Source organism: Sphingomicrobium clamense, from assembly GCF_019264355.1.
GTDB classification, from domain to species: domain Bacteria; phylum Pseudomonadota; class Alphaproteobacteria; order Sphingomonadales; family Sphingomonadaceae; genus Sphingomicrobium; species Sphingomicrobium clamense.
In genome coordinates, this window is sequence record NZ_JAHVAH010000001.1 from 927,042 (window position 1) to 951,185 (window position 24,144).

Genomic DNA, 24,144 nt, shown 5'->3' on the forward strand with positions numbered 1-24,144 from the left:
TTGAAAGGGGGCATCGGCGTGGCTAGGTCCAATGCACATTCTTACTGACAATGGAGTCGATTGATCATGACCAAGTCCGAACTCGCAGCGAAAATGCAGGAAAACGAAGCCTGGGTGGAGGGCAAGAAGGTCAAGATCGATTATGGCGACCAGGGCGTCATCATGATGGACGGCGCGGCCAGGACCGTGACCGAGGAAGACGGCGATGCCGACACGACGATCAAGGTCGCCTGGGAAGACTGGGAAGCGATGGCTGCGGGCCAGCTCGACGGTATGACCGCCTTCATGACCGGCAAGCTCAAGGTCGAAGGCGACATGTCGAATGCCATGCAGTTGCAGGGCGTCCTCGCCAAGCTGCGCGGCTAAAGCGACGCTTCGTGCGTTGGAAGGGGCGCTGACGGTAACGCCGTCGGCGCCCTTTTGCATTTTCAGGAGCCTTCCTATGCGCCTCGCTTTCGCTTCGATCCCGGTTTTGCTGCTCGCTGCCTGCGAGGACCCGCCTGTCGAGCCGGTCGAGGCGCCGACCGCACCAGCCGAAGCAGTCGAGGCTGCTCCCGAAGCGCCATTGCCGGGCGTCGAGGCATTCCTTCGCGAGCAACTGGGCGACGACCTTAGCGACATGCCGTTCCGGGTCGTGTCCGGCACTGCCGATCTCGATGGGGACGGGAGCGACGAGGTACTGGCGTATCCGATGGGGCCGATGACATGCGGGTCGGGCGGGTGCACTCTCTACGTGCTGAGCCCGGCTGGCACATCCTATCGCATTCTGGACGAGATCAGTGTCTCGCGTTTGCCGATCTACAAGCTTCCCGCGGGTGCCGATGGCTGGGCGGAACTGGGTATCACCGTTGGCGGAGGTGGCATGGAAGGCGGTGTCATGGCCGTGCCGCACGATAGCGCGGGCTATGCGGGCAATCCCACCGTTCCGCCGGCCTACGAGATCGATCCGGGCGACGCACAAATCATAATCGACGAACCGCCCTTGCCCTAGGCAGCGCAGCCTCTTAGTTCCTCGGCCAACAGGAGGCGTCATGAAGAAACTCTACGACAGTGCCGAAGCCGCCCTCGACGGGCTCTTGCGCGACGACATGCTGATCGCGGCCGGGGGCTTTGGCCTCTGCGGCATTCCCGAACGATTGCTCGATGCGATCCGCGACAGCGGGGTGAAGGATTTGACCTTCGTCTCGAACAATGCGGGCATCGATAACGAGGGCATCGGCAAGCTGCTGCGCACGCGGCAGGTCAGGAAGATGATCTCCTCCTATGTCGGCGAGAACAAGGAGTTCGAGCGGCAGTATCTGGCAGGTGAGCTAGAGGTCGAGTTCTGTCCGCAGGGCACGCTCGCCGAGCGCATGCGTGCGGGTGGCGCGGGGATCCCGGGCTTCTACACCAAGACCGGCGTGGGGACCGTCGTTGCCGAGGGCAAGGAGCATAAGGATTTCCCGGGTCGCGACGGGGTCGAGGAGACCTACATCATGGAGCGCGGCATTTTCGCCGACCTCTCGATCATCAAGGGCTGGAAGGCGGACGAGGCGGGCAACCTCATGTTCCGCAAGACCGCGCGCAACTTCAACCTGCCCGCCGCAACCTGCGGCAAGGTGTGCGTCGCCGAAGTCGAGGAAATCGTGCCGGTCGGAAGCCTCGATCCCGACTGCATCCATCTTCCCGCGGTGTTCGTGAACCGCATGATCGTGGGCGCGCCCTACGACAAAAAAATCGAGTTCGTCACCACCCGCGAGCGGGAGGAAGCGTGATGAAGACACTGATCGCGCTGACCGCGCTGGCGGCGACCGCCGGCTGTGCGGTCCACAATAATTACAACCAGAATGCGCCCACCTATGCGGCGAGTTCGACAGTGTCGGCAGCGGATCGTGCGTCGATCACCGCGACGCTCGCGGGCGTCTACGCCGTCATCTCCGGACCCGCAGGCCAAGCGCGCGATTGGGACGCGATGCGCGCCATGTTCACTGACGATGCGCGCCTTTATGCCGTGACGCCCGACGGCGGGCTGCGCGGTGGAACGGTCGAGGACTATATCGCCAATAGCGGGCCGTTCCTTACCCAGTACGGCTTCTCGGAGAGCGAATTGACGAACCGGGTCGAAGTCTATGGCGACGTCGCCCATGCCTGGTCTTCCTACGAAGGCGCCTATGTCCGCGATGGCGACGAGGTCGAGGTGCGCGGCATCAACAGTTTCCAGCTTCACCGGCAGGCAGACGGCAGCTGGAAGGTTCATTCGATTTTCTGGCAGCAGGAAACGCCCGACCTGCCGCTCCCCGCAGATATGGAGGCGATGTAATGGCCTGGGACCGCAACCAGATGGCGCAGCGCGCCGCCAAGGAGCTCGAGGACGGCTACACCGTCAATCTCGGCATCGGCATCCCGACGCTCGTCGCCAACTACATCCCCGACGGGAAGGAAGTGACGCTGCAGTCGGAAAACGGGATGCTTGGCATCGGGCCGTTTCCCTATCCCGACGAGGTCGACGCCGACCTTATCAATGCGGGTAAGCAGACGATCAGCCAGCTGCCGCAGTCGAGCTATTTCGACAGCGCGATGAGTTTCTCGATGATCCGCGGCGGGCATATCGACCTCACCATCCTTGGCGCCATGGAAGTCTCCGAAAGCGGCGACATCGCCAACTGGATGATCCCGGGCAAGATGATCAAGGGCATGGGCGGCGCGATGGATCTCGTCGCGGGCGTGAAGAAGATCATCGTCGTGATGGATCACGTCTCGAAGGGTGGCGATCCCAAGTTCAAACCCGAATGCGACCTGCCGCTCACCGGCCAGAACGTCGTCGACATGATCATCACCGATCTCGCGGTCTTCCATCGCAAGGATCATGACAGCCCGTTCCGGCTGATCGAGCTGGCACCGGACGTGACCGAAGAGGAAGTCGCCGAGAAGACGACAGCCAAGTACGAGGTCGCCCTGAAAGAACAGACAGCGTGAAGGCGCTGCTCAGCCACGAACCGGGCGGTCCCGACACGCTCAAGCTGACCGAGATGGACGACCCCAAGCCGGGTCCGGGCGAACTGCTCGTCCGCGTGAAGGCGGCGGCGGTCAACTATCCCGACGTGCTGATCATCGAGGACAAGTACCAGTTCCGCCCGCCGCGGCCTTTCGCGCCGGGCGGTGAAGTCGCGGGCACTGTCGAGGCCTTGGGCGAGGGCGTCGAAGGCTGGAATGTCGGTGACCGCCTGATCGCGGTGCCGGGCTGGGGCGGCATGGCGGAGAAGATTGTCGTCGATGCGAAGGCAGCGATCCCGCTCCCGCAAAACCGCAATTTCACCGAGGGTGCGGCGTTCATGCTCACCTACGCGACCTCGATCCACGCGCTCTACGATCGCGGCCGCCTCGAAGCCGGGCAGACGCTTCTGGTCCTAGGCGCTTCGGGCGGCGTGGGTCTCGCTGCCGTCGAACTCGGCAAGGCGAAGGGCGCCCGCGTCATCGCCGCCGTCTCGAGCGGGGAAAAGGCGCGCGCCGCCCGCAATGCCGGTGCCGACGAGACGATCGTCTACGAGCGGGGACCGCTCGACAAGGACGCGCAAAAGAAGCTGTCAGCGCAATTCAAGGAAGCGGTCGGCGAGAATGGCGCAGACGTCATTTTCGACCCCGTAGGCGGCGACTATGCCGAGCCTGCGCTCCGCGCCATCGCGTGGGAGGGGCGCTATCTGGTGGTCGGTTTCCCGGCGGGGATCCCGAAGCTTCCGCTCAACCTCACGCTGCTCAAGAGCTGTGACGTGTGCGGAGTTTTCTGGGGCGCCTTTGCCGCGCGCGATCCCAAGGCGCATGCCGCGCATGTGAAAACGCTGTTCGGCCTGTGGGACGAAGGCAAGATCAACCCGAAGGTCACCGGCACCTATCCGCTGGGGCAAGGTGGGGACGCGATCGCCGCGCTCGCCAGCCGCAAGGCGATCGGCAAGCTGGTCGTCACGATCGACTGAGCGACCATTGCGGGCGGGCGCGCTCGCCCTTATGTGAGCTGCAAAGGCAACAAGGAGCATCCATGACCAACTTCAACGACCGCGAAAAGGCGTTCGAGACCAAGTTCGCGCGCGACGAGGAAATGCAGTTCAAGATCACCGCACGCCGCAACCGGCTGCTGGGGCTGTGGGCCGCGGACAAGATGGGGCTAAGCGAGGTCGAGGCCGACGCTTATGCCAAAGACGTCGTGCGCGCGGACTTCGAGGAAGCGGGCGACGAGGATGTCATTCGCAAGGTGCTCGGCGACCTGACGACCGCGGGATGCGACGTCGACGACGCCGCCATCCGCCAGGCGCTCGAGCACAAGCAGGTCGAGGCGCGCCGCCACTTCATCGAGAGCATGGACTAAGCGCCATGCCGATGGCGGAAGCCGACATCGTCGCCCTGATCAAGGCGGCCATTCCCGATGCCGACATCGAGATGACCGACCTTGCCGGCGACAACGATCACTGGGCCGCCGTCGTGACCAGCGCGGCCTTCGAAGGATTGCCGCGCGTGCGCCAGCATCAAATGGTGTATGGCGCGCTCGGCGGCCGAATGGGGGGCGAGCTGCACGCTTTGCAGCTGACGACCAAAACTCCCGATAAGGATTAGAGAATGAGCGACGTGAAAACCCGGATCGACGACATGGTGAAGAGCAACGACGTGGTGCTCTTCATGAAGGGCTCCAAGCTGTTCCCGCAGTGCGGCTTTTCGAGCCGCGCGGTCGCGATCCTCGACCATACCGGCACCGACTTCGAAACGGTCGACGTGCTGCAGGACCAGGATATCCGCCAGGGCATCAAGGAATATTCCGACTGGCCGACGATCCCCCAGCTTTACGTGAAGGGCGAATTTGTCGGCGGTAGCGACATCATGATGGAAATGTTCGAAAGCGGCGAACTGCACCAGATGCTGGGTGTCGAAAAGGCCGGCTAGGCTCGCACATCCGATTGCGGACATGAAAAGGGCGGTGGAGCGCGACCAGAAAGCGCTGCACCGCCCTTTTGTTTGGTTTGTGGAACCAATGTGGACGCCATAGATGTTGCACGGCGCGTGCCAGTTTTTAGAAACGCTGAAAAACTGGGAAAAACTTGCCGGGGGCCAGCTGTTTCAATCGCGCAGGCGTAAAATTTCCCGACAGTTTTGTCCGTTGGTCAATTCGATCGGGCTGCGCTAGGCTCGCGCTCTCGCCAGTTGAGTAGGAGCGCGCGCGATGTCGATCATGTTGGCTATACTGGTGCTGGGGCTTCAGGACGCGCCTCAGTCGAAGCTCGCTTATCCCGACGTCTCGCTGGAGAACGATCCGCTCGCGCCTTTGCCCGAGCCGGAAATGGCGAGCGAGCCCGCTCCGCCCCCCGAGGTTGTCCGGGCAGCGCAATGCCCGACGCGCAAATTCGAGGGCGAGATCGAATTCGTGGGCCCACCGTCGCGCCGCTCGCCGATCATCCTGTGCGCGGACAGCAATGACCCGGCGGACTACGAAAAGATGCTCCGGAGTGCGAAGCGCCAAATCGCGTTCAACGCCGATTTCACCGTCGGGAGCCGTTCCGATTTCATGGCTGCGATCGATGCCGAGCTCGCCACGCTCGCCGAAGGCGAGGGCACGTCTGTCGAAGCCCCGGTGGCGGTCGGCCGCTAACCCTGTATTAGCTGGATCATACAATTAGCTGTTTACAAGCGTAATCGAAACGACTACAGCTGTGATCGAAAGGATCGAACAGCGCCCATGACCAAGCGAATCAGCGAAGCCGAACTGGACGTGATGGAGGCCCTCTGGGGCCACTCCGCCGCGCTCACCGCAACCGAAGTGGCGGAGCGAGTGCCTCAGGAACGCGGCTGGTCGCTGCCGACGGTCAAGACGATGCTTTCGCGCCTGGTCGCCAAGAATGCGGTGCGCCACGAACAGGATGGCCGCCGCTATCTTTATTCGCCCGCGATCGAACGCGCCGATTATGTCGGTGGCGAGAGCAAGCGGATGGTCGAGCGCCTGTTCGGCGGCAAGCTGTCGCCGCTGGTCGCACATCTCGCCGAGAGCGACTCGCTCGATGCCGAGGACGTCGCCGAAATCGAAAAACTGCTGAAGGCATTGAAGAAATGACCGACTGGCTTCTCGATACCCTGATTTGGACCAGTGCGTTGATGCTGCTCGTACTTCTCCTGCGCGAGCCGGTGCGGCGCCAGTTCGGTGCCGGTGTCGCCTACGCATTGTGGGTGATTCCGGCTGCGCGCATTCTCATGCCCACCCTGACCCATACGGTCGAGCGCGCACCGCCGGCACCGGTGTCTATTCCCGCGAGCGAGCAGGTGCTTCCCATGGCTTTTTCGGGAACTCCCTATCTCGCGTCGGCGGTCGAAACGAGCGCTGCGCAGCCCTCTTTGGTCGAGCAACTGGGCGGCTGGCCGCTCATCCTGACCTTCGCATGGCTGGCGGGGGCCGGCGCGCTGTTCGGCAACCGGATGTGGGCCTATGCGAAGGAACGTCGCCGTATTTTGGCCAAAGCCGAGACGATCGGCCAATCGGGACGCGTGCGCATCGTTCGCTCCGATGCCGTCGAGGGCCCGCTCGCCTTTGGCATCCTGTCGCCCGTGATCGCGGTCCCGGAGAATTTTCGCGAATATTTTACGCAGTCCGAACGACGCCTCGCGCTCGAGCATGAGCTCGCGCATCACCGTTCGGGCGATCTCGTCGCCAATTTCATCGCTTTCGTCCTGCTCTCTCTCCAGTGGTTCAACCCACTTGCCTGGGCGTCCTACGCAGCTTTCCGGTTCGACCAGGAAGCCGCCTGTGACGCGCGGGTTTTGGACCGGGCCGATGATCCCGCCGCCTACGGGCGCGCGATTGCCAAGGCCGCTTCGGGCCGGGCGCTGCTCTTTGCGAGCGCGCTGGACAAGAAGTCGACCCTCAAACGGAGATTGAAGAGCATGATCAACACTACCACCAAGGGCCGCCGCCGGTTCGGCCAGCTAATGGTCCTCGGCTGCGTCGCCGTGGCGCTGCCGCTGACCGCGACCAAGGCCGTCGAATATGTCGAGACGCAGCCGACTGCACCGACCGCGCCCAAGGCGCCCAAGGCGCCCAAGGCCGCCAAGGCCCCGTCCACGGCGCCGGCACCGGTGGCCCCGGTTGCGCCGGTTGCCGCCCCGGCTCCGACCGTGCCGGTCGCGCCCGTCGCCGCGAATGTCTTCGTGCAGGACAATCAGAAGCCCTACAGCCAGATGACCGCCGAGGAACGTGCCGAGTTTGACGAGGGCATGCGCGAGCTGCGCGAAGCGCTCGAGGAAATCCGTGCTGAACGCGTCGAAGTGCGCGCGGACATCCAGGGAGCGATGGATGACGCGCGCATGGACATCGATATCGAAGAGATCCGCGCCGAAATGGCCGAGGGCCAGGCCGAAATCGATCAGGCGATCGCTGAAGTGCGCCGCGATTCCGCGTCACTCCGCGAAGAGGGCAAGGATCCTGCAGTGATCATCGCCTCGCTTGAGGCGGCCAAGGCCTCGCTGGCTGCGGTCGATGTCGCCCAGATCACCGCCGACGCCATGGCCTCGGTCGACATGAATGCGATCCAGGCACAAGTCGAAGCCTCCATGGCTGCAGCCGAAGCCGGAATTCGCGCCTCGCTCGCCGAAATGGAAGAGCGTCGGCGCCAATAGCTCGAAGCGGCGCGAGGGACCAAGTTCCCGAGTGCTGGGGCGTTCGCGGTTTGGAGAGGCCGCGAACGCCCTTTTTTCGTGCGCTATTCCTGTTTTTCGAACGCCGCGCTGATCGTCAGTTTCACCTCGTCCGAAATGACCGGAATGAATGCGGACACGCCATACTCGGACCGCTTGATGACGGCCACGCCGGTAAAGCCGATCGTCTCGGCCTGGTTCATCGGGTTGGTGCCCGCGCCGCTGAACGTCGCTGCGATCGCGATGGGGTTGGTGGCACCGTTCATCGTCAGGTCGCCGTAGATATAGGCTTGCGTGTCGGAACGCTGGACGACACGCGTCGAGACGAAGCGTGCCTCGCCTGGTTCGGGACCGAAGAAATCGGGATCGCCGCCATCCTTTCCGGGGCGCAGGAGATGTTCGCGCAGGTCTGCGCTGACGAGGCTGAGCGACGTGATCGGCAGGGACACGTCGACTTTCGCGGACTCGAGATCGGCGGGATCGATCGTGAGCGTGCCTTCGACATCGCCGAGCGAGCCGAAATAGGGGTTGAAGCCGAAATGGCTCACCTCCCAGCCGACCAGCGTGTGCGCCGGGTCGGCGGCGTAGGTGCCGGCGGTGACGCGCGTGGGATCGGCGACGCCCGGCATCTCGGTCGCTTCCTGTGAAGCGGCGGGGAAGGATAGGGCAAGAGCGGTAGCGGCAAGGGCGATACGGATCATCAGGTCACTCCAGTCATGGTCGGTCATGCGATGAACACGGGCTGCGAACGCGTTGTTCCACTGGCGGATCGGCGCCGGGCGTGGCAGGAGACGGCGCGTGGACGCACCCTACGCCAGAATGGAACCGCTCGAGGACGGGATCGCGCGCCTGCTGGCGGAGAATCCTTCGCCTTTCACCTATACGGGGACGCAGACCTATTTCGTGGGTGGGCCGAGCGAGGTGATCGTCGTCGATCCGGGGCCCGCGATGAATGCCCATGTCGACGCAATCCTCGACGCCATCGGCGAGCGCAAACTGGTCGCGATTACTTGCACGCATACCCATCGCGACCATTCGCCGGCCTCGCGTCCGCTCAAGGAGGCGACCGGCGCACCGATCATCGGCTGCGCTCCGCTGGCGCTTGAGACGGCAGGACCGCGTGCCGACGCGTCCTTCGATGCGGACTATGCGCCCGACCGCATTCTCGAGGATGGCGACACGCTGGAAGCCGACGGGTTCGTCCTGACGGCGGTCGCAACCCCCGGGCACACGTCCAACCATCTCTGCTATGCGGTTGGCGACGCGCTGCTGACCGGCGATCATGTCATGGGCTGGTCGACGACCGTCGTCGTTCCGCCCGACGGCGATATGGGCGCCTATATGGATAGCCTCGAAAAACTGCGCTTGCGCGAAGATCGTGTATACTATCCCGCACACGGCCCGCAGGTCGACAAGCCTTCGCGACTTGTCCGCCATATGATCGGCCATCGCATGCAGCGCGAGCGGCAGATCCTCAAGCGACTCGAGGCCGGAGACCGGGACATCGAGACGCTGGTTCTCAATTGCTATCCCGGGCTCGATCCGCGCCTTCGCCCCGCCGCGGGAGGTTCGGTCACCGCGCACCTCGTCGAACTGGAACGGCAGGACAGGGTCGAACGTCTTTCAGAGGACACATGGAAACCGCTACCATCACGAAACGACACTGGGTCGGACTGACCATCGCCGGGCTGGCGGTGCTGGCCGTCCTGCTCGGTTTCCGGCTGATCGAACGGGCGGAGCGTGGGCCCGACCCCGAGACCATCGTCGCGACCAGCCTAGAGGCGATGCAGGCGCAGAACCGTCTCGTGCCCTTCAGCGCACGCTTCGTGTCGGTCGTGACCTCGCGGCAGAAGCGGCTCGGCCTGTTCGAGGCGGAACGGACGCTGATCCTGCCCGGCACGGTGCGCTACGAAGTCGATCTCGCAAAGCTGGAGGCTGACGACCTTTCCTGGGACGAAAGCAGCCGCACGCTGCGCGTGACGATCCCCGAAGTCGAATTGGCCGGCCCCGAAGTCGACCTGCCCGCCGCACGCGAATATGGCGAAACCGGAATCCTCGGCGCGGTCACCGACGCGGAGGAACTGCTCGACGATGCCAATCGCGCCCGCGCCGTGGCCGACCTCAAGAAGCAGGCGGGCGGGAGCGTGCCGCTGGGCCTTGCCCGCGAGGCCGCGCGCGACGCAGTAGCGCGCAATTTTCTATTGCCGCTCCGCGCTGCGGGAATGGACGATATCAGCGTGGAAGCGCGCTTTGCCAGCGATCCTACCCCCTCGACGGAGCGCGCGGACGTTTCTACATCGTATCAAAATGCCATGAGCGAGGCGCAACGCCGCCGCGCTGCACAAGGAGAATGACGTGAGCGTCGAAGGAAAGCCGCCAATGGGTGCCGAACTGCTGGAGGAAATCCAGCGCCTCAAGAAAGAACGCAACGCGGTCATTCTCGCCCATTATTACCAGAAACCCGAAATCCAGGACCTCGCCGACTTTGTCGGTGACAGCCTCGATCTGTCGCGCAAGGCCGCCAATACCGACGCCGAGGTCATCGCCTTCTGCGGCGTGCGTTTCATGGCGGAAACGGCCAAGATCCTCTCGCCCGAAAAGACCGTCATCCTGCCCGACATGGATGCCGGCTGCAGCCTCGAAGACAGCTGCCCGCCCGATCAGTTCAAGGCGTTTCGCGACGCCCACCCCGATCACATCGCGCTGACTTACATCAACTGCTCGGCAGAGGTGAAAGCGCTGTCCGACATCATCGTCACGTCGAGCTCGGCGCAGGTCATCCTCGACCAGATCCCTAAGGACCAGAAGATCATCTTCGGCCCCGACCGCCATCTCGGCGGCTATCTCGCGCGCAAGAGCGGGCGCGACATGCTGCTGTGGCCGGGCATCTGCATCGTCCATCAGGCCTTCAGCGAGACCGAACTGCTCAAGCTCAAGGCCGAGCATCCCGGCGCGCCGGTCGCGGCGCACCCGGAATGTCCTCCGCACATCATCGACCATGCCGATCACGTCGGCTCGACCAGCTCGATCCTCAAATTCTGCGCGACTACCGACAGCGAGACCGTGCTGGTCGCGACCGAGCCGCACATCATCCACCAGATGGAAAAGGCGCGCCCCGACAAGACTTTTATCGGCGTCCCCGGCGGCGACGGGAACTGCAATTGCAACATGTGCCCCTACATGGCGCTCAACACGCTCGAAAAACTCTATGTCGCGCTGCGCGACCTCGAACCGCGGATCGAGATGAGCGACAAGCTGATGAACGCCGCCCGCAAACCGCTCGACCGTATGCTCGACATGGCCGGCCGCACCGTCGGCCAGGGTGACGTCGGCACGCCCAAATTCGTCAACAAGGACTGATCCCTATGCGCTTTTCCACGATGCTCCTCGCCGGAGCTGCCTTGCCGCTTGCCGCCTGCACCACGATGGGGGACGAAACCGTGACGACCACGATAGATGAAGAGACGCTGGTCGAGACGACCGACCCCGCCCCGGTCGAAGTCGAAAGCGCCGACCAGGAAGACCCCTATCTCTGGCTCGAGGAAATCGAGGGCGAGGCTGCCCTTGCGCAGGTCAAGGAATGGAATGCCGAGACCGAGGCCAAGCTTGCCGACGTCCCGGGCGTCGAGGAACGCGCCGAACGTGCGCGCAAGATTCTCAACGATCCCAATCGCCTCGTCACCGGGAGCGTAATCGGAGACAAGGTCCTCAACCACTGGCAGGACGAAAACAACAAGCGCGGCCTGTGGCGCATTGCCGACCTCGACGACTATCTTGCGGGTGACCCCGAATGGACGACGCTGATCGACGTCGATGCGCTGTCGGAGGAAGAGGGCGAAGCATGGGTGTGGCACGGCGCCAACTGCCTCGCGCCCGCTTATGAGCGCTGCCTCGTGTCGTTGTCGCCCGGCGGTTCGGATGCCGACATCATGCGCGAATTCGACCTCACGACCGGCACCTGGGTCGAAGACGGCTTCATGGTCCCGCTCGGCAAGAGCTCGGTCGCATGGGTCGACGAAGACACGCTATTGGTCGCCAAGGACGAAGGCGGCGATTCGCTGACTGAAAGCGGTTACCCGCGCACTGCAAAGCTCTGGACTAGAGGGACGGACTGGAGCGAGGCGCGGCAAATTCTCGACGTCGAGCGAGAGCAGGTGTGGCTGTTCCCGACCGCGCTCATGGACGGCGACAAGCGCTGGATCTTCCTCCAGAGCGGTCCCGACTTCTTCAATCAGGATCGCTTCGTGCTGGTCGATGGCGAGCCGGTGAAGCTCGACCTGCCGCAGTCGGTCGAGCCGCAGGGCGTGCTCGACGGGCAATATATCGCGACGCTGGTCGATCCGCTCGGCGACTTTCGCACCGGCGACCTCGTCTCGTGGGACCTCGAAGCACTCGCGCGTGGCGAAACGCCCGCGCCCAAGCTCGTCATGCGTCCGACCGCCAGCCAGGCGGTCGACAGCGTGGCGACGACCGACAACAAGCTGTGGATCACCGCGCTCGACGACGTCTCGGGCAAGCTGTTCATTCTCGATCATGGCGAGGACGGCTGGACCGCTCCGGGCGTCATCGACCTGCCCGACAATTCGACGCTCGGCTTCGCAGCCGCCTCGGGCAAGCGCGACGTTGCGCTGGTGACGGTCAGTTCAATGCTCCAGCCGACGACGCTCTACGCGGTCGGGTCGGACGGCAGCACCACGACCGTCCAACAGCTTCCCGAGCAGTTCGACGCGTCGAACATGTCGGTCACGCAGCATTTCGCGACCTCGAAGGACGGGACGCGCATTCCCTATTTCCTCGTCAGGCGCAACGACGTGACCGAGCCGACGGGGACGCTGATCCACGCCTATGGCGGGTTCCGCGCACCCTCGCTGCCGCAATATCTGGTGTCCGAGCCGTCGCGCTCGGGCCCGCTCGCGCTCTTCTGGGTCGAAAGTGGCGGCGCCTACGTGCTCGCCAATATCCGCGGTGGCGGCGAATATGGGCCGGCATGGCACGAGGCGGCGCTGCGCGAGAAACGTCAGAACAGCTTTGACGACCTCGCGGCCGTGGCCGAAGACCTCATCGCGCGCGGCGTCGCGCGTGCCGATGGCGTCGCGATCTCTGGTCGTTCCAACGGCGGCGTGCTGACCGGGGCAGGGATCACCCAGCGTCCCGATCTCTATCGCGCCGCGATCATCGGCGCGCCGCTATTCGACATGAAGCGCTATCACAAGCTGCTCGCGGGTGCCTCGTGGGTCGGAGAATATGGCAATCCCGACGACCCCGCCGACTGGGCGTTCATGAAGGAGTACTCGCCCTATCAGAACATCAAGCCGGGCGTCGAATATCCGGCCACCTTCTGGTACCTCTCGACCAAGGACGACCGGGTCCATCCCGGCCATGCGCGCAAGGGCGCTGCACGGCTCGAGGCTTATGGCAACGACGTCTATTATCGCGAAAATCTCGAGGGCGGGCACTCGGTCTCGACCGACCAGGAAGCCAATGCCGTGCGCGCCGCGCTCGAGTGGGCCTTCATGATGAAGGAAGTCGGGACGACCGCGCCCGAATAGACGCTGTAACAATCGAAACAATTTGACGACAATTGGCACCCTCCTTCGCTGGCTCACGCCGCGGGGGAGGGTTATTCAATGAGCATCAACCCACGGGAGATGCTCGATGAGCGCGAAGTCCTTGATTGCGAAATGCCTTCTGACCGGCACGCTCCCGTCGGTTTTCCTGCTTGCAGCATTTGCTCCGGTGGATGCCGGACAGTCTTCCCCCGTCGAAGTGTACGAAGTCGACACTTCCCTGTCGGCACAGCAATTCCCCGCCCGATCCTCCCGATAGGGCAACCCAGGCGTGCCGATGAACAGAAGGGGCGTGGTGAGGTGAGCACCGCGCCCCTTTTGCCTAATCCTTGCTGAAGCGCTTCTTCGGCCCGCCCTTGCGATGGGGCTTCTTGAAGGGTGGTTTCCCGCCACGCGGCGACCGCGGTCGGTCCGGCTTCCTGCCAGCCGGCTTGATCTTGCCACGCGGCGCGGGCTTGTGAGGCTGCGGACTTGCCCGGTCGGGCGCCGGTTCGATGATCACGCCGCTATCGTCTTCGCCGTCGGGACCGCCGGTGCGCTGGAGCGCTTCGCAGAAACGATCGGCAATGCCGGTCGGGATCTGGAAGAAGGTGTCGTGCGGGTTGATACGGATCGCACCGACCTCGTTCTTGGTCACATGACCGCGGCGACAGATAAGCGGGAGCAGCCAGCGCGGATCGGCATTCTGGCGGCGTCCGATATTCATCCGGAACCACACCGTATCCTCGAACCCCTCCCGATGCTTCTTCTTGGGCTCGTCGCGGTCGTGACCGCCGCGCCCGCCAAGCAATTCCTCGGGCGCAGGCATCTTGGCGCGGTGCGCATGGACCAGCGCGAGAGCGATTTCCTCGGCGCTCTTTTTCTCGAGCAGTTGCGCGGCAAGTTCGCGGTCGGCGTCATTCGCCTCGACCGGCTCGACCAGCTTGTCGAGCAGGCGTTCGCGGTCCTTTTTCTGGATATCTTCGGCAGAGGGCGGGTCGGTCCATTGCGCGTCGATCTTGGCATAGCGAAGCATCGAGGCGACGCGTTTGCGGCGCGGGTAGGGCACCAGCAGGATCGCCGTGCCCTTCTTGCCCGCGCGACCTGTCCGCCCGGATCGATGCTGCAGCACTTCGGCGTCGCGCGGAATCTCGACGTGAATGACAAGGCTGAGCGTGGGCAGGTCGAGCCCGCGCGCGGCGACGTCGGTGGCCACGCAAACCCTGGCGCGCTGGTCGCGCAACGCCTGCATCGCCTGGTTCCGCTCGTTCTGCGAATGCTCGCCCGAGAGCGCGACGGCCTTGAACCCGCGCTCGAGAAGCGTCGAATGGAGATGCCGGACATTGTCGCGCGTCGCACAGAATAGGATCGCGGTCTCGGCCTCGTGGAAGCGAAGCAGGTTGACCACCGCATGTTCGATCTCGGCCGGGGATACGGTCACGGCCAGATATTCGATATCGCCATGTCCGCGTTCTTCGCCGACGGTCGAAATGCGAAGGGCATCGCGCTGGTACCGCTTGGCCAGTGCCACGATCGGCTTGGGCAGGGTGGCGGAGAAGAGGAAGGTGCGGCGCCCTTCGGGGGCGGCGTCGAGCAACTCTTCCAGGTCGTCGCGAAAGCCCATGTCGAGCATCTCGTCGGCTTCGTCGAGCACTGCGACGCGCAATTCCGAAAGGTCGAGTGCACCACGCTCGAGATGGTCGCGCAGGCGACCGGGCGTGCCGACGACGATATGCGCGCCCTGCCGAAGAGCGCGACGCTCGCGCGACGGGTCCATCCCGCCGACGCAGGTTGCGACCGAGGCATGGGCCTTTTCATAGAGCCAGCGCAGTTCACGGCTGACCTGGAGCGCCAGTTCGCGCGTCGGGGCGATCACCAGCGCCAGCGGCGCGCCGGGAGAGGGCAGTCGCTCCTTTTCGTCGAACAGCGAATCGGCCATGCCGAGGCCGAACGCGACCGTCTTGCCGGACCCCGTCTGGGCCGAGACGAGCAGGTCGCGTCCTCGCGCCTTCTCGGCAGCGACTTCATTCTGGACGGAGGTGAGCGAGGTATAGCCGCGCGCGGAGATGGCTTCGGAAAGAAGCGTAGGAAGACCGTTGATGTTCATGAGGCGGCCCGCTTGGTCCTAAACTGCGGCAATCACAAGGCAAATCGCCCGCACTTCGAAAAAGAAGCGCGGGCGACTGGCTTGAACATCCGTTCGGTTATGCGCCGATCAGCACCTCGGTGCCGATCTCGTTCATCGCATAGATGCGCTTGGCGAACTCCTTGGGAAGGCGAATGCAACCGGCGCTGGCGGGATAGCCAGGGTTGGGACCCGCATGAAGCGCGATGCCATATTCGTCGAGGAACTGCGTGTAGGGCATCGGCGTGTTGTCGTACGCCTTGGAATAGTGGATGTCCTTCTTCATCCACACCGGGAAGATGCCCTGCGGGGTCAGCTTGCCGTCACGCGCAGTGGTAACCGATGCGGCGCCCACCAGCGTGTCGCCCTTGTAGAAGAAGGCGAGCTGGCGCGAGATCGAAACGACCACGCGTGTTTCGCCCTTGGCGCCCTCATCGTTCCACTTGAATTTGTTGGGCGCGATCTCATGGACACCGAACCGCTCCTGCATGTCGCGATAGCCCTGTTCGGCCTGCTTGGCGGCCTCGGCGCGCGCGGCATAGGTTTCGAGCGTGTTCTTGCCGCCCGAAATATCGCCGAGCAGCGTCACTTCGGCGCGCGAATAGTCATATTCCACGCCATCGAAAAAGTAGGAGCGCTTGAGGTTCGAAGCGTCGACGGAGAATTCGGAGCGAACGTCGCTTTCGCTGTTTTCAGTGTTGGTTTCACTGGCGGAAACAGGGGTCGTCAAGACGAGCGAACCCGCCGCCAGCACAATGGCCAGCTGTTTCATCTGACAAACGTCTTTCGTATAAAATCGAGTTACAACACAAACGCTTAAGTCGCGGTTGGCGTTCCCGTTGCCCGCACTGATTCGCTACGTTTCGCGAATGATTCGCCTCTGTAGCGAAACGGCTTAACGCAAGCTTACGAGGCGGGTTCCAGCGGGTGGTGCTTGTCGAGATGTTTGCGGATGATGCGCAGGTTGCGGCTGTTCGAGCGGAAGAAGAAGTCGGGGACCACCCCGACGACCGGGATTGCGCCCAGCAGCATGTCGAACCCGATATTGAGGCTCATGCGCGCCATCTTCCATTTCGGCAGGCCGAGGTTGCGCGCTTCCCAGGCGATATAGCTGCCCAACGCCGCTGCGCTGACCGTGCCAACCCCCGGGATCAGCGACAGCATCGCATCGAGTCCGACCGGCTGGTTGATACCCGGCACGGTGAACATGCGCTCGAGCAGCACCTCGAGCTTTTCCACCCGTGCGCGGATGGCCTGCGGGTCCTTGCGCTTGGACGGGGGAATGGCATCGGTCATCGGGCGGTCTCCGGCGGCAACGGGTCTTTCAGGCCCGTCAACGGGTGAACGGCATAGCGGTTCTCGCTGAAGCCTGTCACGCCGGGTGCGACCAGCGACCATCGAATCGGCGCGGCGAGGGGGAGGAACAGGGCAGCGGCATCCATGCGCGCGCCGGCATCGGCGAGGATCGCCTGGCGCTGGCCGATGATCTGTGCATCGCGGGCCGCCTCGACCAATGCGTCGATTTCGGCATCGCAGACGCGGGCGCGGGAGCAAGAGAAGCGGCGGAGGAACCACGAGGCGCTGGGGGAGGGGGCGACGGCATCGACGAAGGCGAAGTCGGCGGATGCAGCGTCGGTTTGCTGGATCGTGATTCTTAAGGGGGCCCAGTCTTCGGCGAGGCGGGCCTGTAGGATTTGCGCGCCGGGGCCGTCGGGAAGGGCGAGGGAGAGGGTGACCGGTTCGTCGCCGACCAGCGCGCGCCAGCGTTCCGCCGCATTGGCGCGGGCGGTCTCGGGGTCGGCGAGCCAGTCGGGCTGGACAGGCGGGCGGGCGAGGTCGAGCCCGTCCTGCAGGATGGTCGCGCGCGGGGCGAGGGCGGGAACGCCGAGCTCCTCGATCAGCGCAGCGCGGTCGATGGCTTGTGAGAGGATCAATCGCGCTTCGGGCGTATCGAACGGCGCTCGCTCGGTCAGGGGGACGAGGCCGAACAGGCCCAGCACCGGATCGTAGCGAAGCGCGCCGCGCGGCACCGCGGCCTCGCGCACGAGCGGGAGCGAGGTGAAGTCGCCGCCGAGCACGAGTTCGGAATTCCCCGCGACGAAGGAGGCGATGGCGGCGCTGGCGCTTTCGATCGTCAGATGGACGCGCTCGCGGCCCTGCTCTTCGCCGAAGCGGTCGCGCAACACGCGTTCGAGATGCAGCGTGGCGCCATCGTTGTCGGCGTCGGGCTCGGCGATGGTGAATGGCCCGCTGCCCATCTCGTCGCGGCGAATGGCGAGCGCGGGATTGGCGAGCAGCGGCAGGAGATAGGGACGGGGCGCGACGAGACGCACCTCGATCACCCGCTCGGTCATTGCGCGCACGGCCTCGACCCCGCCCAGCGCATCGGCGAGCGGCACGTCGGCAAGCGCGAACTGGAGGGCGTCGGCGACGTCCTCGGCAACGATGCGGGTGCCGTCGGGCCATTCGCCGCGCGCCAGGCGGAAGATGTAGCTGCGCCCGTCGGCGCTGACATGCCAGCTTTCGGCGAGCGCCGGCTGGATCTGGCCGCGTGCATCGAACACGACCAGCCCTTGCGCGGTGGCGCTAACGAGCACGTCGTCGCTATCCTCGCGATCGGCGATGATGGTGACATGGGTCTCGCCCGGGCCGCTCCCTGTACATCCCGCCAAAGCGAAGGGCGCGGCGAGGGCAAGGAAGGTAGCGGTCATGCGCATGGTGCAACCTCTACCCCGTCCGGTGCGCGGCGCAAGGCCCGGTTCATGGCCGCGATGCGATGGACAGGGAGGAAGTCAATCGCTATAGCTGTGTTAGACATGTAATACGGCACTGCCCGCCGAGTAGAGGGAGTCATCTTGGCCGAGCGCGACATCGAGATCTTGCCGATCGATGATTCGGGAGAGGGTGCGCTGCCCCCGTCCGATGTCGAGACGCCGCGCCGTCGCCACAAATGGCTCAAATGGGGCTTTTACGGATTTTCCGCGCTCTTCTTCATCACCATCATCTGGCTGGTCGTGACTGCGCCGCTCGGCCGCAGCCTCGAACCGCTCAAGGAGCCTGCGCTCGTCTTCATGAGCCAGGAGGGGCAGCCGATCTCGCGCAGCGGCCAGATCAAGGACGAACCGGTCGAGGTCGCGCAGCTGCCCGCGCACGTCACCCAGGCGTTCGTCGCGATCGAGGACCGGCGCTTCTATTCGCATTGGGGCGTCGATCCGATCGGCATCGGTCGCGCGGCGGTCGCCAATGCCGAAGCCGGCGGCGTGACGCAGGGCGGGTCGACCATCACCCAGCAGCTCGCCAAGACCAGCTTCCTGTCGGCCGAGCGGTCGTTCAAGCGCAAGGCGCAGGAAGCGATCATCGCGCTGTGGCTGGAGGCGTGGCTGTCCAAGGACGAGATCCTCTCGCGCTATCTCTCCTCCATCTATTTCGGCGACGGGGTCTACGGATTGCGCGCGGCCAGTCGCCATTATTTTGATCGCGAGCCCGAAGCGCTCGACCTGGCGCAGGCGGCGATGCTGGCGGGGGTCGCCAACGCGCCGTCGCGGCTTGCCCCGACGCGCAACCTCGACGGGGCGCAGGAGCGTAGCCGGCTGGCGCTGGCCTCGATGGTCGACAATGAGTTCATCACGGAGGCGCAGGCGCAAGTGCGCATGGCTCGCCCGCAGGGCAGCCGCGCGAGCCTGCCGAGCGGGACCTATTTCGCCGACTGGGTCGCACCGCAGGCGCGTCGCGAGATCAAGCCGAGTTATGGCGTCACGCGCGTGCCCACCACGCTCGATGCCGACCTCCAGCGCATCGCGGTGCGCAGCGTCATCAACGCGCCGATCGGCGATGCCCAGATCGCGTTCGTGGCGATGCGCCCGACGGGCGAGGTCGTCGCGATGGTCGGGGGTCGGAGCTACAAGAAGTCGCCATTTAACCGCGCGACGCAGGCCAAGCGCCAGCCGGGCAGCGCGTTCAAGACGATCGTCTATCTCGCCGCGCTGCGATCGGGCTGGTCGCCCGACGACATGATCGAGGATACGCCGATCGAGGTCGACGGTTGGAGCCCGCGCAATAGCGATGGCCAGTATCGCGGTCGCATCACGCTGAAGGAAGCGTTCGCCCGCTCGTCCAATGCCGCGACCGTGAGGCTGGCGCAGATGGTCGGTCACGACGCGATCGTGCAGACGGCGCGCGAGCTGGGCATCACTGCCGACCTGCCCGAGGCGGCGAGCCTTCCGCTCGGCACTGCGGGCATCAGCTTGCTCGAGATGACGGCCGCGCATGCCGCGATCCTGTCGGGGCAATATCCGGTCACCGTCGAGGGGTTGGCGCTACCCGCCGAGGAGCGGTTCGGTCGTCGCCAGGCGGGGCTCGACCCGGACGAGGAGTGGGCGCCGATGCTCGAACTGCTCTACGCCGCGGCCAATGAAGGCACGGGTCGCCGCGCCGCGCTGCGCACGCCGACCTTTGGCAAGACCGGCACGACGCAGGACAATCGCGACGCGGTGTTCATCGGCTTTGCCGGCAATCTGGTCGTCGGCGTCTGGGTTGGCCATGACGATAATCGCTCGCTCGGCGACATCAGTGGCGGGGGCGCGCCCGCGCGCGTGTTCCGCAGCTTCATGTCGAGCGCGTTGCAGGTCGATGGCGCGCGCGGACCGCGCCTGCCGCGCGACTTCAACCCGAATCGCCCGCGCCTGCCGGACCGCCAGACTCCGGTTCCCTCCGAATTGGACGATGCGCTCGAGAATTTCGCGAAGGAGCTAATCGATTTTATCGAAAATCTCTGAATTTCCGGGATTTCTTTCCGAAATGAGCGCGATCGGCCGCCGCCGATTTTAAGCATTTCTCAACCAATTCGGCCCTAGATGAAGCCAACCAACGCGAGAGGACCGCGTGGGTTTTTGGGGGGAAGCCCCAACTGTGGAGCCATTAGGAGACCCGTTATGTTCACGAAGCTTCTCAAGAACGAAGACGGCGCGACTGCCATCGAATATGGTCTGATTGCCGCCCTGATTGCCGTTGCCGCCATTGGCGCGATGGGCAACATCGGTAACGCGCTGGGCAACACGTTCAACGACGTTTCGAACGACCTCGAATAGTATTCGGGCAACTTCGAATGAATGACGGCGGTGCTCTTCGGAGCGCCGCCGTTTTTCATTGCGCCTTTACCGGGCGGTTATCCGAGCATGGTTAAATTAATTTAACGGCGCGGTTTAAGCCTTTCTCAACGCCTTCGCGCTTAATTGGCCTCATCCGGTGCATTGGACCGCATCGGTCGGGGACCTTCCCCGAAGTTGTGGAATCATTAGGAGACCAGTTATGTTCACGAAGCTTCTCAAGAACGAAGACGGTGCGACCGCCATCGAATATGGCCTGATTGCCGCCCTGATTGCCGTTGCCGCCATTGGCGCCATGGGCAACATCGGTAACGCGCTGGGCAACACGTTCAACGACGTTTCGAACGACCTCGACTAAGTCGTAAGTCAGTTCGACCAAGAAAGCGGCGGTGCTCCTCGGAGCGCCGCCGTTTTTCTTTTGGCGCCGCACCAACGAAAAAGGCGCCCGGGGAGCGCCTTAGACGTCGAAAGGATGGTGGAGCCGAGGGGGGCGTCAGCCGGCCGCAGGCCGTCGAACCCCCTGATGAGTGTTCGGTCCAGGAACACAAACGAAAAAGGCGCCCGGGGGCGCCTTAGACGTCGAAAGGTGGTGGAGCCGAGGGGGATCGAACCCCTGACCTCTACACTGCCAGTGTAGCGCTCTCCCAGCTGAGCTACGGCCCCATTTCGTTCGCGCCGTTTAAAACTTTTGGAGCGCGATGCAACCCCAAATTCTTCGGTCGCGCGAACGACCTTAATTGTCGTCGTCGTCGCCGTCGTCGGTCTTGACGACCTTGATGTCGTCGTCGCCCGTGTCGAGGTCGACATCGTCGTCGGCGCTGCCGCCGTCATCGTCCTCGACATCCTCGAGATCGTCGGCGGCGAGATCCTCGTCCTTCTTCTTTTTCTTGTCGTCGTCGTCGAAGGGCAGCGGCTGCTTCGACTTGAGGACCGGCTCGGGGATAAACTCGGTGCCGCATTCGATGCAGGTGACGGGATCGTCATTGCCCAGATCGTAGAAGCGGGTCGAGCATTTCGGGCAGGTCCGCTTGGTGCCCCATTCGGGTTTGACCATCGGTGATAATTCCTAAGCTAGAATCGGTTGTCTGACGGACACGGGCATGTGCCCGCATCACGGATGGCGCGCGCCTTGCCATAGCGGGTCGCGGCTGTCAAAGCGCATGGCCATGAGCGACATCATTATCGCGGTCGACGGGCCGGCAGCATCGGGCAAGGGCACCATCGCGAAGGCGCTGGCGAACCATTACGGACTGCCGCACATGGATACCGGCATGCTCTATCGCTCGGTGGCGCTGGCGCTGTGGCGCTTCGGGGGCAATGCAGGCAACGAATTCGAAGCGCTGCGCGCGGTCGAGGGGATCGAGCAGATCGATCCGGGCGACGAGGAATTGCGCTCCGAGACGATCGGCAAGCTGGCGAGCAAGGTTTCGGCCTATCCGAGCGTACGCGAGGCGCTGCTCGAGCGGCAGCATGGCTTTGCGCGGCAGGAGGGTGGAGCGGTGCTCGATGGGCGCGATATCGGTACGGTGATCTGTCCCGACGCCTCGGCCAAGCTGTTCGTGACCGCGACGCCCGAAATCCGCGCTCAGCGGCGGCACAAGGAGCTGACGGGGCGCGGGGTCGATGCGCATTATGACGATATCCTCATCGATATTCGCGCGCGCGACGAGCGCGATGCCGGCCGCGACGCCGCGCCGCTGGTGCAGGCCAAGGATGCCGACTTGCTAGATACGTCCGATCTGACTATAGAGCGCGCCGTCCAGCGGGCGATTGCGCTCGTGGAAGCCCGTCTCCAGGCGAGCCGCTAATTTTTCCAGTCACTTAGGCTGGGGGCTTGGCCGCTTTCCCGCCTGTCGTAGCTTCCGCGTCCTTTCGTCCAAGGATGTTTCGCCGGGGATGGGCCTCGGCGGGGCGGTTTTCAGGTTTGTCCAAGTCCGCATTTCGGAAACGCCGGCCATGGTGGTCGGGTTCGCGGCAGACCCAGAGACGAAAGACACTGTTATATGGCCGATACGGCATTTCCCACGCGCGACGATTTCGCCGCGCTTCTCAATGAAAAACTCGGCGGTGAAGACGAAGGCTTCGAAGGCAAGGTCGTCACCGGCAAGGTCACCGGCATCGAGAACGACCTCGCGGTCATCGACGTTGGCCTCAAGAGCGAAGGCCGCGTGCCGCTTCGCGAATTCGCACAGCCCGGCCAGAAGGCCGAAATCGAAGTCGGCGACGAAGTCGAAGTCTATGTCGACCGCGTCGAGAACGCCAACGGCGAAGCCATGCTCAGCCGCGAACGCGCCCGCCGCGAAGCCGCCTGGGACAAGCTCGAGAAGGAATATGAAGCCGACAGCCGCGTCGAAGGCGTGATCTTCGGCCGCGTGAAGGGCGGCTTCACCGTCGACCTCGGCGGCGCCGTCGCCTTCCTGCCCGGCAGCCAGGTCGACATCCGCCCCGTGCGCGATGTCACCCCGCTGATGGATATTCCGCAGCCCTTCCAGATCCTCAAGATGGACCGTCGCCGCGGCAACATCGTCGTGTCGCGTCGCGCGATCCTCGAGGAAACCCGCGCCGAACAGCGCAGCGACCTCATCCAGAGCCTCACCGAAGGCCAGGTCATCGAAGGCGTCGTCAAGAACATCACCGATTACGGTGCGTTCGTCGACCTCGGCGGCATCGACGGCCTGCTGCACGTCACCGACATCAGCTACAAGCGCGTCGGTCACCCGAGCGAAGTGCTCAACATCGGTGACAAGCAGAAGGTGCAGATCATCCGCATCAACCGCGAGACCCAGCGCATCAGCCTCGGCATGAAGCAGCTGGAAGCCGATCCTTGGGAAGGCGCAGTCGCCAAGTACCCGGTCGACGGCACCTTCACGGGCCGCGTCACGAACATCACCGAATATGGTGCCTTCGTCGAGCTGGAGCCGGGCATCGAAGGCCTGGTCCACGTTTCGGAAATGAGCTGGACCAAGAAGAACGTCCACCCGGGCAAGATCGTCTCGACCAGCCAGGAAGTCGAAGTGAAGGTCCTCGAGGTCGACGAAGAAAAGCGTCGCATCTCGCTCGGCCTCAAGCAGGCGCAGGAAAACCCGTGGCACGAGTTCGCGGAGAAGTTCCCGGTCGGCACCGAAGTCGAAGGCGAAGTCAAGAACTCGACCGAATTCGGCCTGTTCGTCGGTCTTCCCGGCGACGTCGACGGCATGGTCCACATGTCGGACATCGCCTGGGGCGTCTCGGGCGAGGAAGCGCTGGCGCTTCACCACAAGGGTGAAACCGTCAAGGCGGTCGTCCTCGACGTCGACGTCGAGAAGGAGCGCATCAGCCTCGGCATGAAGCAGCTCGAGCGTGGCGGTGTCACCGCTTCGGGTTCGGGCGTGAACAAGGGCGAAGTCGTCACCGTCAACGTCCTCGACGTGCGCGACGGCGGTCTCGAAGTGCAGGCCGGCGAAGACGGCCCGATCGGCTTCATCCGCCGCTCGGACCTTGGCCGCGACCGCGACGAGCAGCGTCCGGAGCGTTTCCAGGTCGGTCAGAAGTTCGACGCGATGGTCACTGGTTTCGACCGGTCGAAGAAGCCGAACTTCTCGATCAAGGCCTACCAGATCAACGAAGAAAAGCAGGCCGTGAAGGATTACGGTTCGTCGGATTCGGGTGCCTCGCTCGGCGACATCCTCGGCGAAGCGCTCAAGCAGAAGGACGAGAAGTAAGCTTCTCGCTCCATCCGCTGCGG

Annotated in this window: 27 protein-coding genes and 1 tRNA gene; 21 read left to right on the forward strand and 7 right to left on the reverse strand. The window is 64.1% G+C overall.

All coding sequences use genetic code 11. From position 1 onward, the window contains the following. Nucleotides 1–66: 66 nt before the first annotated feature. The 12 genes from KTQ36_RS04630 (at nucleotide 67) to KTQ36_RS04685 (ending at nucleotide 7,626) form a co-directional block, all read left to right on the forward strand. On the forward strand, nucleotides 67–366 hold the full coding sequence (locus KTQ36_RS04630) for an SCP2 sterol-binding domain-containing protein (protein ID WP_218632559.1): 300 nt from the start codon (nucleotides 67–69) through the stop codon (nucleotides 364–366). Nucleotides 367–442: 76 nt separating this feature from the next. Then, entirely contained in the window at nucleotides 443–991 is a 549-nt protein-coding gene (locus KTQ36_RS04635; RefSeq protein WP_218632560.1) for a hypothetical protein, read from the forward strand. 40 nt (nucleotides 992–1,031) lie between these two features. After that, entirely contained in the window at nucleotides 1,032–1,754 is a 723-nt protein-coding gene (locus KTQ36_RS04640) for a CoA transferase subunit A (protein WP_218632561.1), read from the forward strand. Further along, the gene (locus tag KTQ36_RS04645) at nucleotides 1,754–2,299 is read left to right on the forward strand and encodes a YybH family protein (RefSeq protein ID WP_218632562.1); all 546 of its coding nucleotides are present in this window, start codon (nucleotides 1,754–1,756) and stop codon (nucleotides 2,297–2,299) included. The genes KTQ36_RS04640 and KTQ36_RS04645 overlap by 1 nt, the downstream gene beginning before the upstream one ends. Then, nucleotides 2,299–2,955 (forward strand): 3-oxoacid CoA-transferase subunit B, encoded by a 657-nt coding sequence (locus KTQ36_RS04650; RefSeq protein WP_218632563.1) that lies wholly within the window; start codon nucleotides 2,299–2,301, stop codon nucleotides 2,953–2,955. Before KTQ36_RS04645 ends, KTQ36_RS04650 begins: the two co-directional genes overlap by 1 nt. Continuing rightward, nucleotides 2,952–3,950, forward strand: coding sequence for an NADPH:quinone oxidoreductase family protein (locus KTQ36_RS04655; RefSeq protein ID WP_345777665.1), 999 nt, complete (start codon nucleotides 2,952–2,954; stop codon nucleotides 3,948–3,950). Before KTQ36_RS04650 ends, KTQ36_RS04655 begins: the two co-directional genes overlap by 4 nt. A 62-nt stretch (nucleotides 3,951–4,012) precedes the next feature. Next, a complete protein-coding gene (locus KTQ36_RS04660; protein WP_218632564.1) occupies nucleotides 4,013–4,339 on the forward strand; it encodes a DUF1476 domain-containing protein in 327 nt (108 codons plus the stop codon). A gap of 5 nt (nucleotides 4,340–4,344) precedes the next feature. Then, a complete protein-coding gene (locus KTQ36_RS04665; protein ID WP_218632565.1) occupies nucleotides 4,345–4,584 on the forward strand; it encodes a BolA family protein in 240 nt (79 codons plus the stop codon). A gap of 3 nt (nucleotides 4,585–4,587) precedes the next feature. Further along, complete coding sequence (gene grxD, locus KTQ36_RS04670) at nucleotides 4,588–4,908, forward strand: Grx4 family monothiol glutaredoxin (protein ID WP_218632566.1); 321 nt, start codon at nucleotides 4,588–4,590, stop codon at nucleotides 4,906–4,908. Nucleotides 4,909–5,185: 277 nt separating this feature from the next. Beyond that, nucleotides 5,186–5,611 carry a hypothetical protein gene (locus tag KTQ36_RS04675; RefSeq protein WP_218632567.1) on the forward strand — a complete coding sequence of 142 codons (426 nt, stop codon included), beginning with the start codon at nucleotides 5,186–5,188 and terminating at the stop codon, nucleotides 5,609–5,611. Between the two features lie 87 nt (nucleotides 5,612–5,698). Beyond that, nucleotides 5,699–6,070, forward strand: a complete 372-nt coding sequence (locus tag KTQ36_RS04680; RefSeq protein ID WP_218632568.1) for a BlaI/MecI/CopY family transcriptional regulator — start codon at nucleotides 5,699–5,701, stop codon at nucleotides 6,068–6,070. Next, entirely contained in the window at nucleotides 6,067–7,626 is a 1,560-nt protein-coding gene (locus KTQ36_RS04685; RefSeq protein WP_218632569.1) for a M56 family metallopeptidase, read from the forward strand. Before KTQ36_RS04680 ends, KTQ36_RS04685 begins: the two co-directional genes overlap by 4 nt. An 83-nt stretch (nucleotides 7,627–7,709) precedes the next feature. Here the strand turns inward: KTQ36_RS04685 and KTQ36_RS04690 are convergent, their stop codons facing one another. Then, complete coding sequence (locus KTQ36_RS04690) at nucleotides 7,710–8,345, reverse strand: YceI family protein (RefSeq protein WP_218632570.1); 636 nt, start codon at nucleotides 8,343–8,345, stop codon at nucleotides 7,710–7,712. Between the two features lie 118 nt (nucleotides 8,346–8,463). On the opposite strand from KTQ36_RS04690, the gene KTQ36_RS04695 reads away from it, so the two are divergent. From KTQ36_RS04695 to KTQ36_RS04710, 4 genes are read left to right on the forward strand one after another with little or no spacing between them, the layout of a single operon-like run. Continuing rightward, nucleotides 8,464–9,321: an MBL fold metallo-hydrolase gene (locus tag KTQ36_RS04695; RefSeq protein ID WP_218633827.1), complete on the forward strand. Its 858-nt coding sequence runs from the start codon at nucleotides 8,464–8,466 to the stop codon at nucleotides 9,319–9,321. Next, nucleotides 9,279–9,998 (forward strand): DUF4230 domain-containing protein, encoded by a 720-nt coding sequence (locus KTQ36_RS04700; protein ID WP_255554237.1) that lies wholly within the window; start codon nucleotides 9,279–9,281, stop codon nucleotides 9,996–9,998. Before KTQ36_RS04695 ends, KTQ36_RS04700 begins: the two co-directional genes overlap by 43 nt. 25 nt (nucleotides 9,999–10,023) lie before the next feature. After that, nucleotides 10,024–11,004 (forward strand): quinolinate synthase NadA, encoded by a 981-nt coding sequence (nadA, locus tag KTQ36_RS04705; protein ID WP_218633829.1) that lies wholly within the window; start codon nucleotides 10,024–10,026, stop codon nucleotides 11,002–11,004. A gap of 5 nt (nucleotides 11,005–11,009) precedes the next feature. Then, a complete protein-coding gene (locus tag KTQ36_RS04710) occupies nucleotides 11,010–13,193 on the forward strand; it encodes a prolyl oligopeptidase family serine peptidase (RefSeq protein ID WP_255554238.1) in 2,184 nt (727 codons plus the stop codon). A 340-nt stretch (nucleotides 13,194–13,533) separates the two neighbouring features. Here the strand turns inward: KTQ36_RS04710 and KTQ36_RS04715 are convergent, their stop codons facing one another. The 4 genes from KTQ36_RS04715 to KTQ36_RS04730 all read right to left on the reverse strand — a co-directional run bounded on the left by KTQ36_RS04715 (nucleotide 13,534) and on the right by KTQ36_RS04730 (nucleotide 18,032). Then, a complete protein-coding gene (locus KTQ36_RS04715; protein WP_218632571.1) occupies nucleotides 13,534–15,297 on the reverse strand; it encodes a DEAD/DEAH box helicase in 1,764 nt (587 codons plus the stop codon). 97 nt (nucleotides 15,298–15,394) lie between these two features. After that, a complete protein-coding gene (locus tag KTQ36_RS04720; RefSeq protein WP_218632572.1) occupies nucleotides 15,395–16,087 on the reverse strand; it encodes a L,D-transpeptidase family protein in 693 nt (230 codons plus the stop codon). Nucleotides 16,088–16,221: 134 nt separating this feature from the next. After that, on the reverse strand, nucleotides 16,222–16,611 hold the full coding sequence (locus tag KTQ36_RS04725) for a DUF4112 domain-containing protein (RefSeq protein WP_218632573.1): 390 nt from the start codon (nucleotides 16,609–16,611) through the stop codon (nucleotides 16,222–16,224). Further along, nucleotides 16,608–18,032 carry an ABC transporter substrate-binding protein gene (locus tag KTQ36_RS04730; protein ID WP_218632574.1) on the reverse strand — a complete coding sequence of 475 codons (1,425 nt, stop codon included), beginning with the start codon at nucleotides 18,030–18,032 and terminating at the stop codon, nucleotides 16,608–16,610. Before KTQ36_RS04730 ends, KTQ36_RS04725 begins: the two co-directional genes overlap by 4 nt. Nucleotides 18,033–18,170: 138 nt before the next feature. On the opposite strand from KTQ36_RS04730, the gene KTQ36_RS04735 reads away from it, so the two are divergent. From KTQ36_RS04735 to KTQ36_RS04745, 3 genes are all read left to right on the forward strand, one after another. Next, nucleotides 18,171–20,090 (forward strand): transglycosylase domain-containing protein, encoded by a 1,920-nt coding sequence (locus KTQ36_RS04735; protein WP_218632575.1) that lies wholly within the window; start codon nucleotides 18,171–18,173, stop codon nucleotides 20,088–20,090. 156 nt (nucleotides 20,091–20,246) lie between these two features. Further along, nucleotides 20,247–20,402 carry a Flp family type IVb pilin gene (locus KTQ36_RS04740; RefSeq protein WP_218632576.1) on the forward strand — a complete coding sequence of 52 codons (156 nt, stop codon included), beginning with the start codon at nucleotides 20,247–20,249 and terminating at the stop codon, nucleotides 20,400–20,402. A gap of 220 nt (nucleotides 20,403–20,622) precedes the next feature. Then, on the forward strand, nucleotides 20,623–20,778 hold the full coding sequence (locus KTQ36_RS04745) for a Flp family type IVb pilin (protein ID WP_218632577.1): 156 nt from the start codon (nucleotides 20,623–20,625) through the stop codon (nucleotides 20,776–20,778). Nucleotides 20,779–21,007: 229 nt separating this feature from the next. Here KTQ36_RS04745 and KTQ36_RS04750 read toward each other — a convergent pair. Together KTQ36_RS04750 and KTQ36_RS04755 are read right to left on the reverse strand one after the other, a co-directional pair. Continuing rightward, a tRNA-Ala gene (locus KTQ36_RS04750) sits at nucleotides 21,008–21,083 on the reverse strand. Between the two features lie 70 nt (nucleotides 21,084–21,153). Then, nucleotides 21,154–21,474 carry an FYDLN acid domain-containing protein gene (locus KTQ36_RS04755; protein WP_218632578.1) on the reverse strand — a complete coding sequence of 107 codons (321 nt, stop codon included), beginning with the start codon at nucleotides 21,472–21,474 and terminating at the stop codon, nucleotides 21,154–21,156. Between the two features lie 121 nt (nucleotides 21,475–21,595). Here KTQ36_RS04755 and KTQ36_RS04760 point away from each other — a divergent pair, with 121 nt between their 5' ends. Together KTQ36_RS04760 and rpsA are read left to right on the forward strand one after the other, a co-directional pair. After that, the gene (locus KTQ36_RS04760) at nucleotides 21,596–22,228 is read left to right on the forward strand and encodes a (d)CMP kinase (RefSeq protein ID WP_218633831.1); all 633 of its coding nucleotides are present in this window, start codon (nucleotides 21,596–21,598) and stop codon (nucleotides 22,226–22,228) included. Between the two features lie 195 nt (nucleotides 22,229–22,423). After that, complete coding sequence (gene rpsA, locus KTQ36_RS04765; RefSeq protein ID WP_218632579.1) at nucleotides 22,424–24,121, forward strand: 30S ribosomal protein S1; 1,698 nt, start codon at nucleotides 22,424–22,426, stop codon at nucleotides 24,119–24,121. The last annotated feature ends 23 nt before the right edge of the window (nucleotides 24,122–24,144 follow it).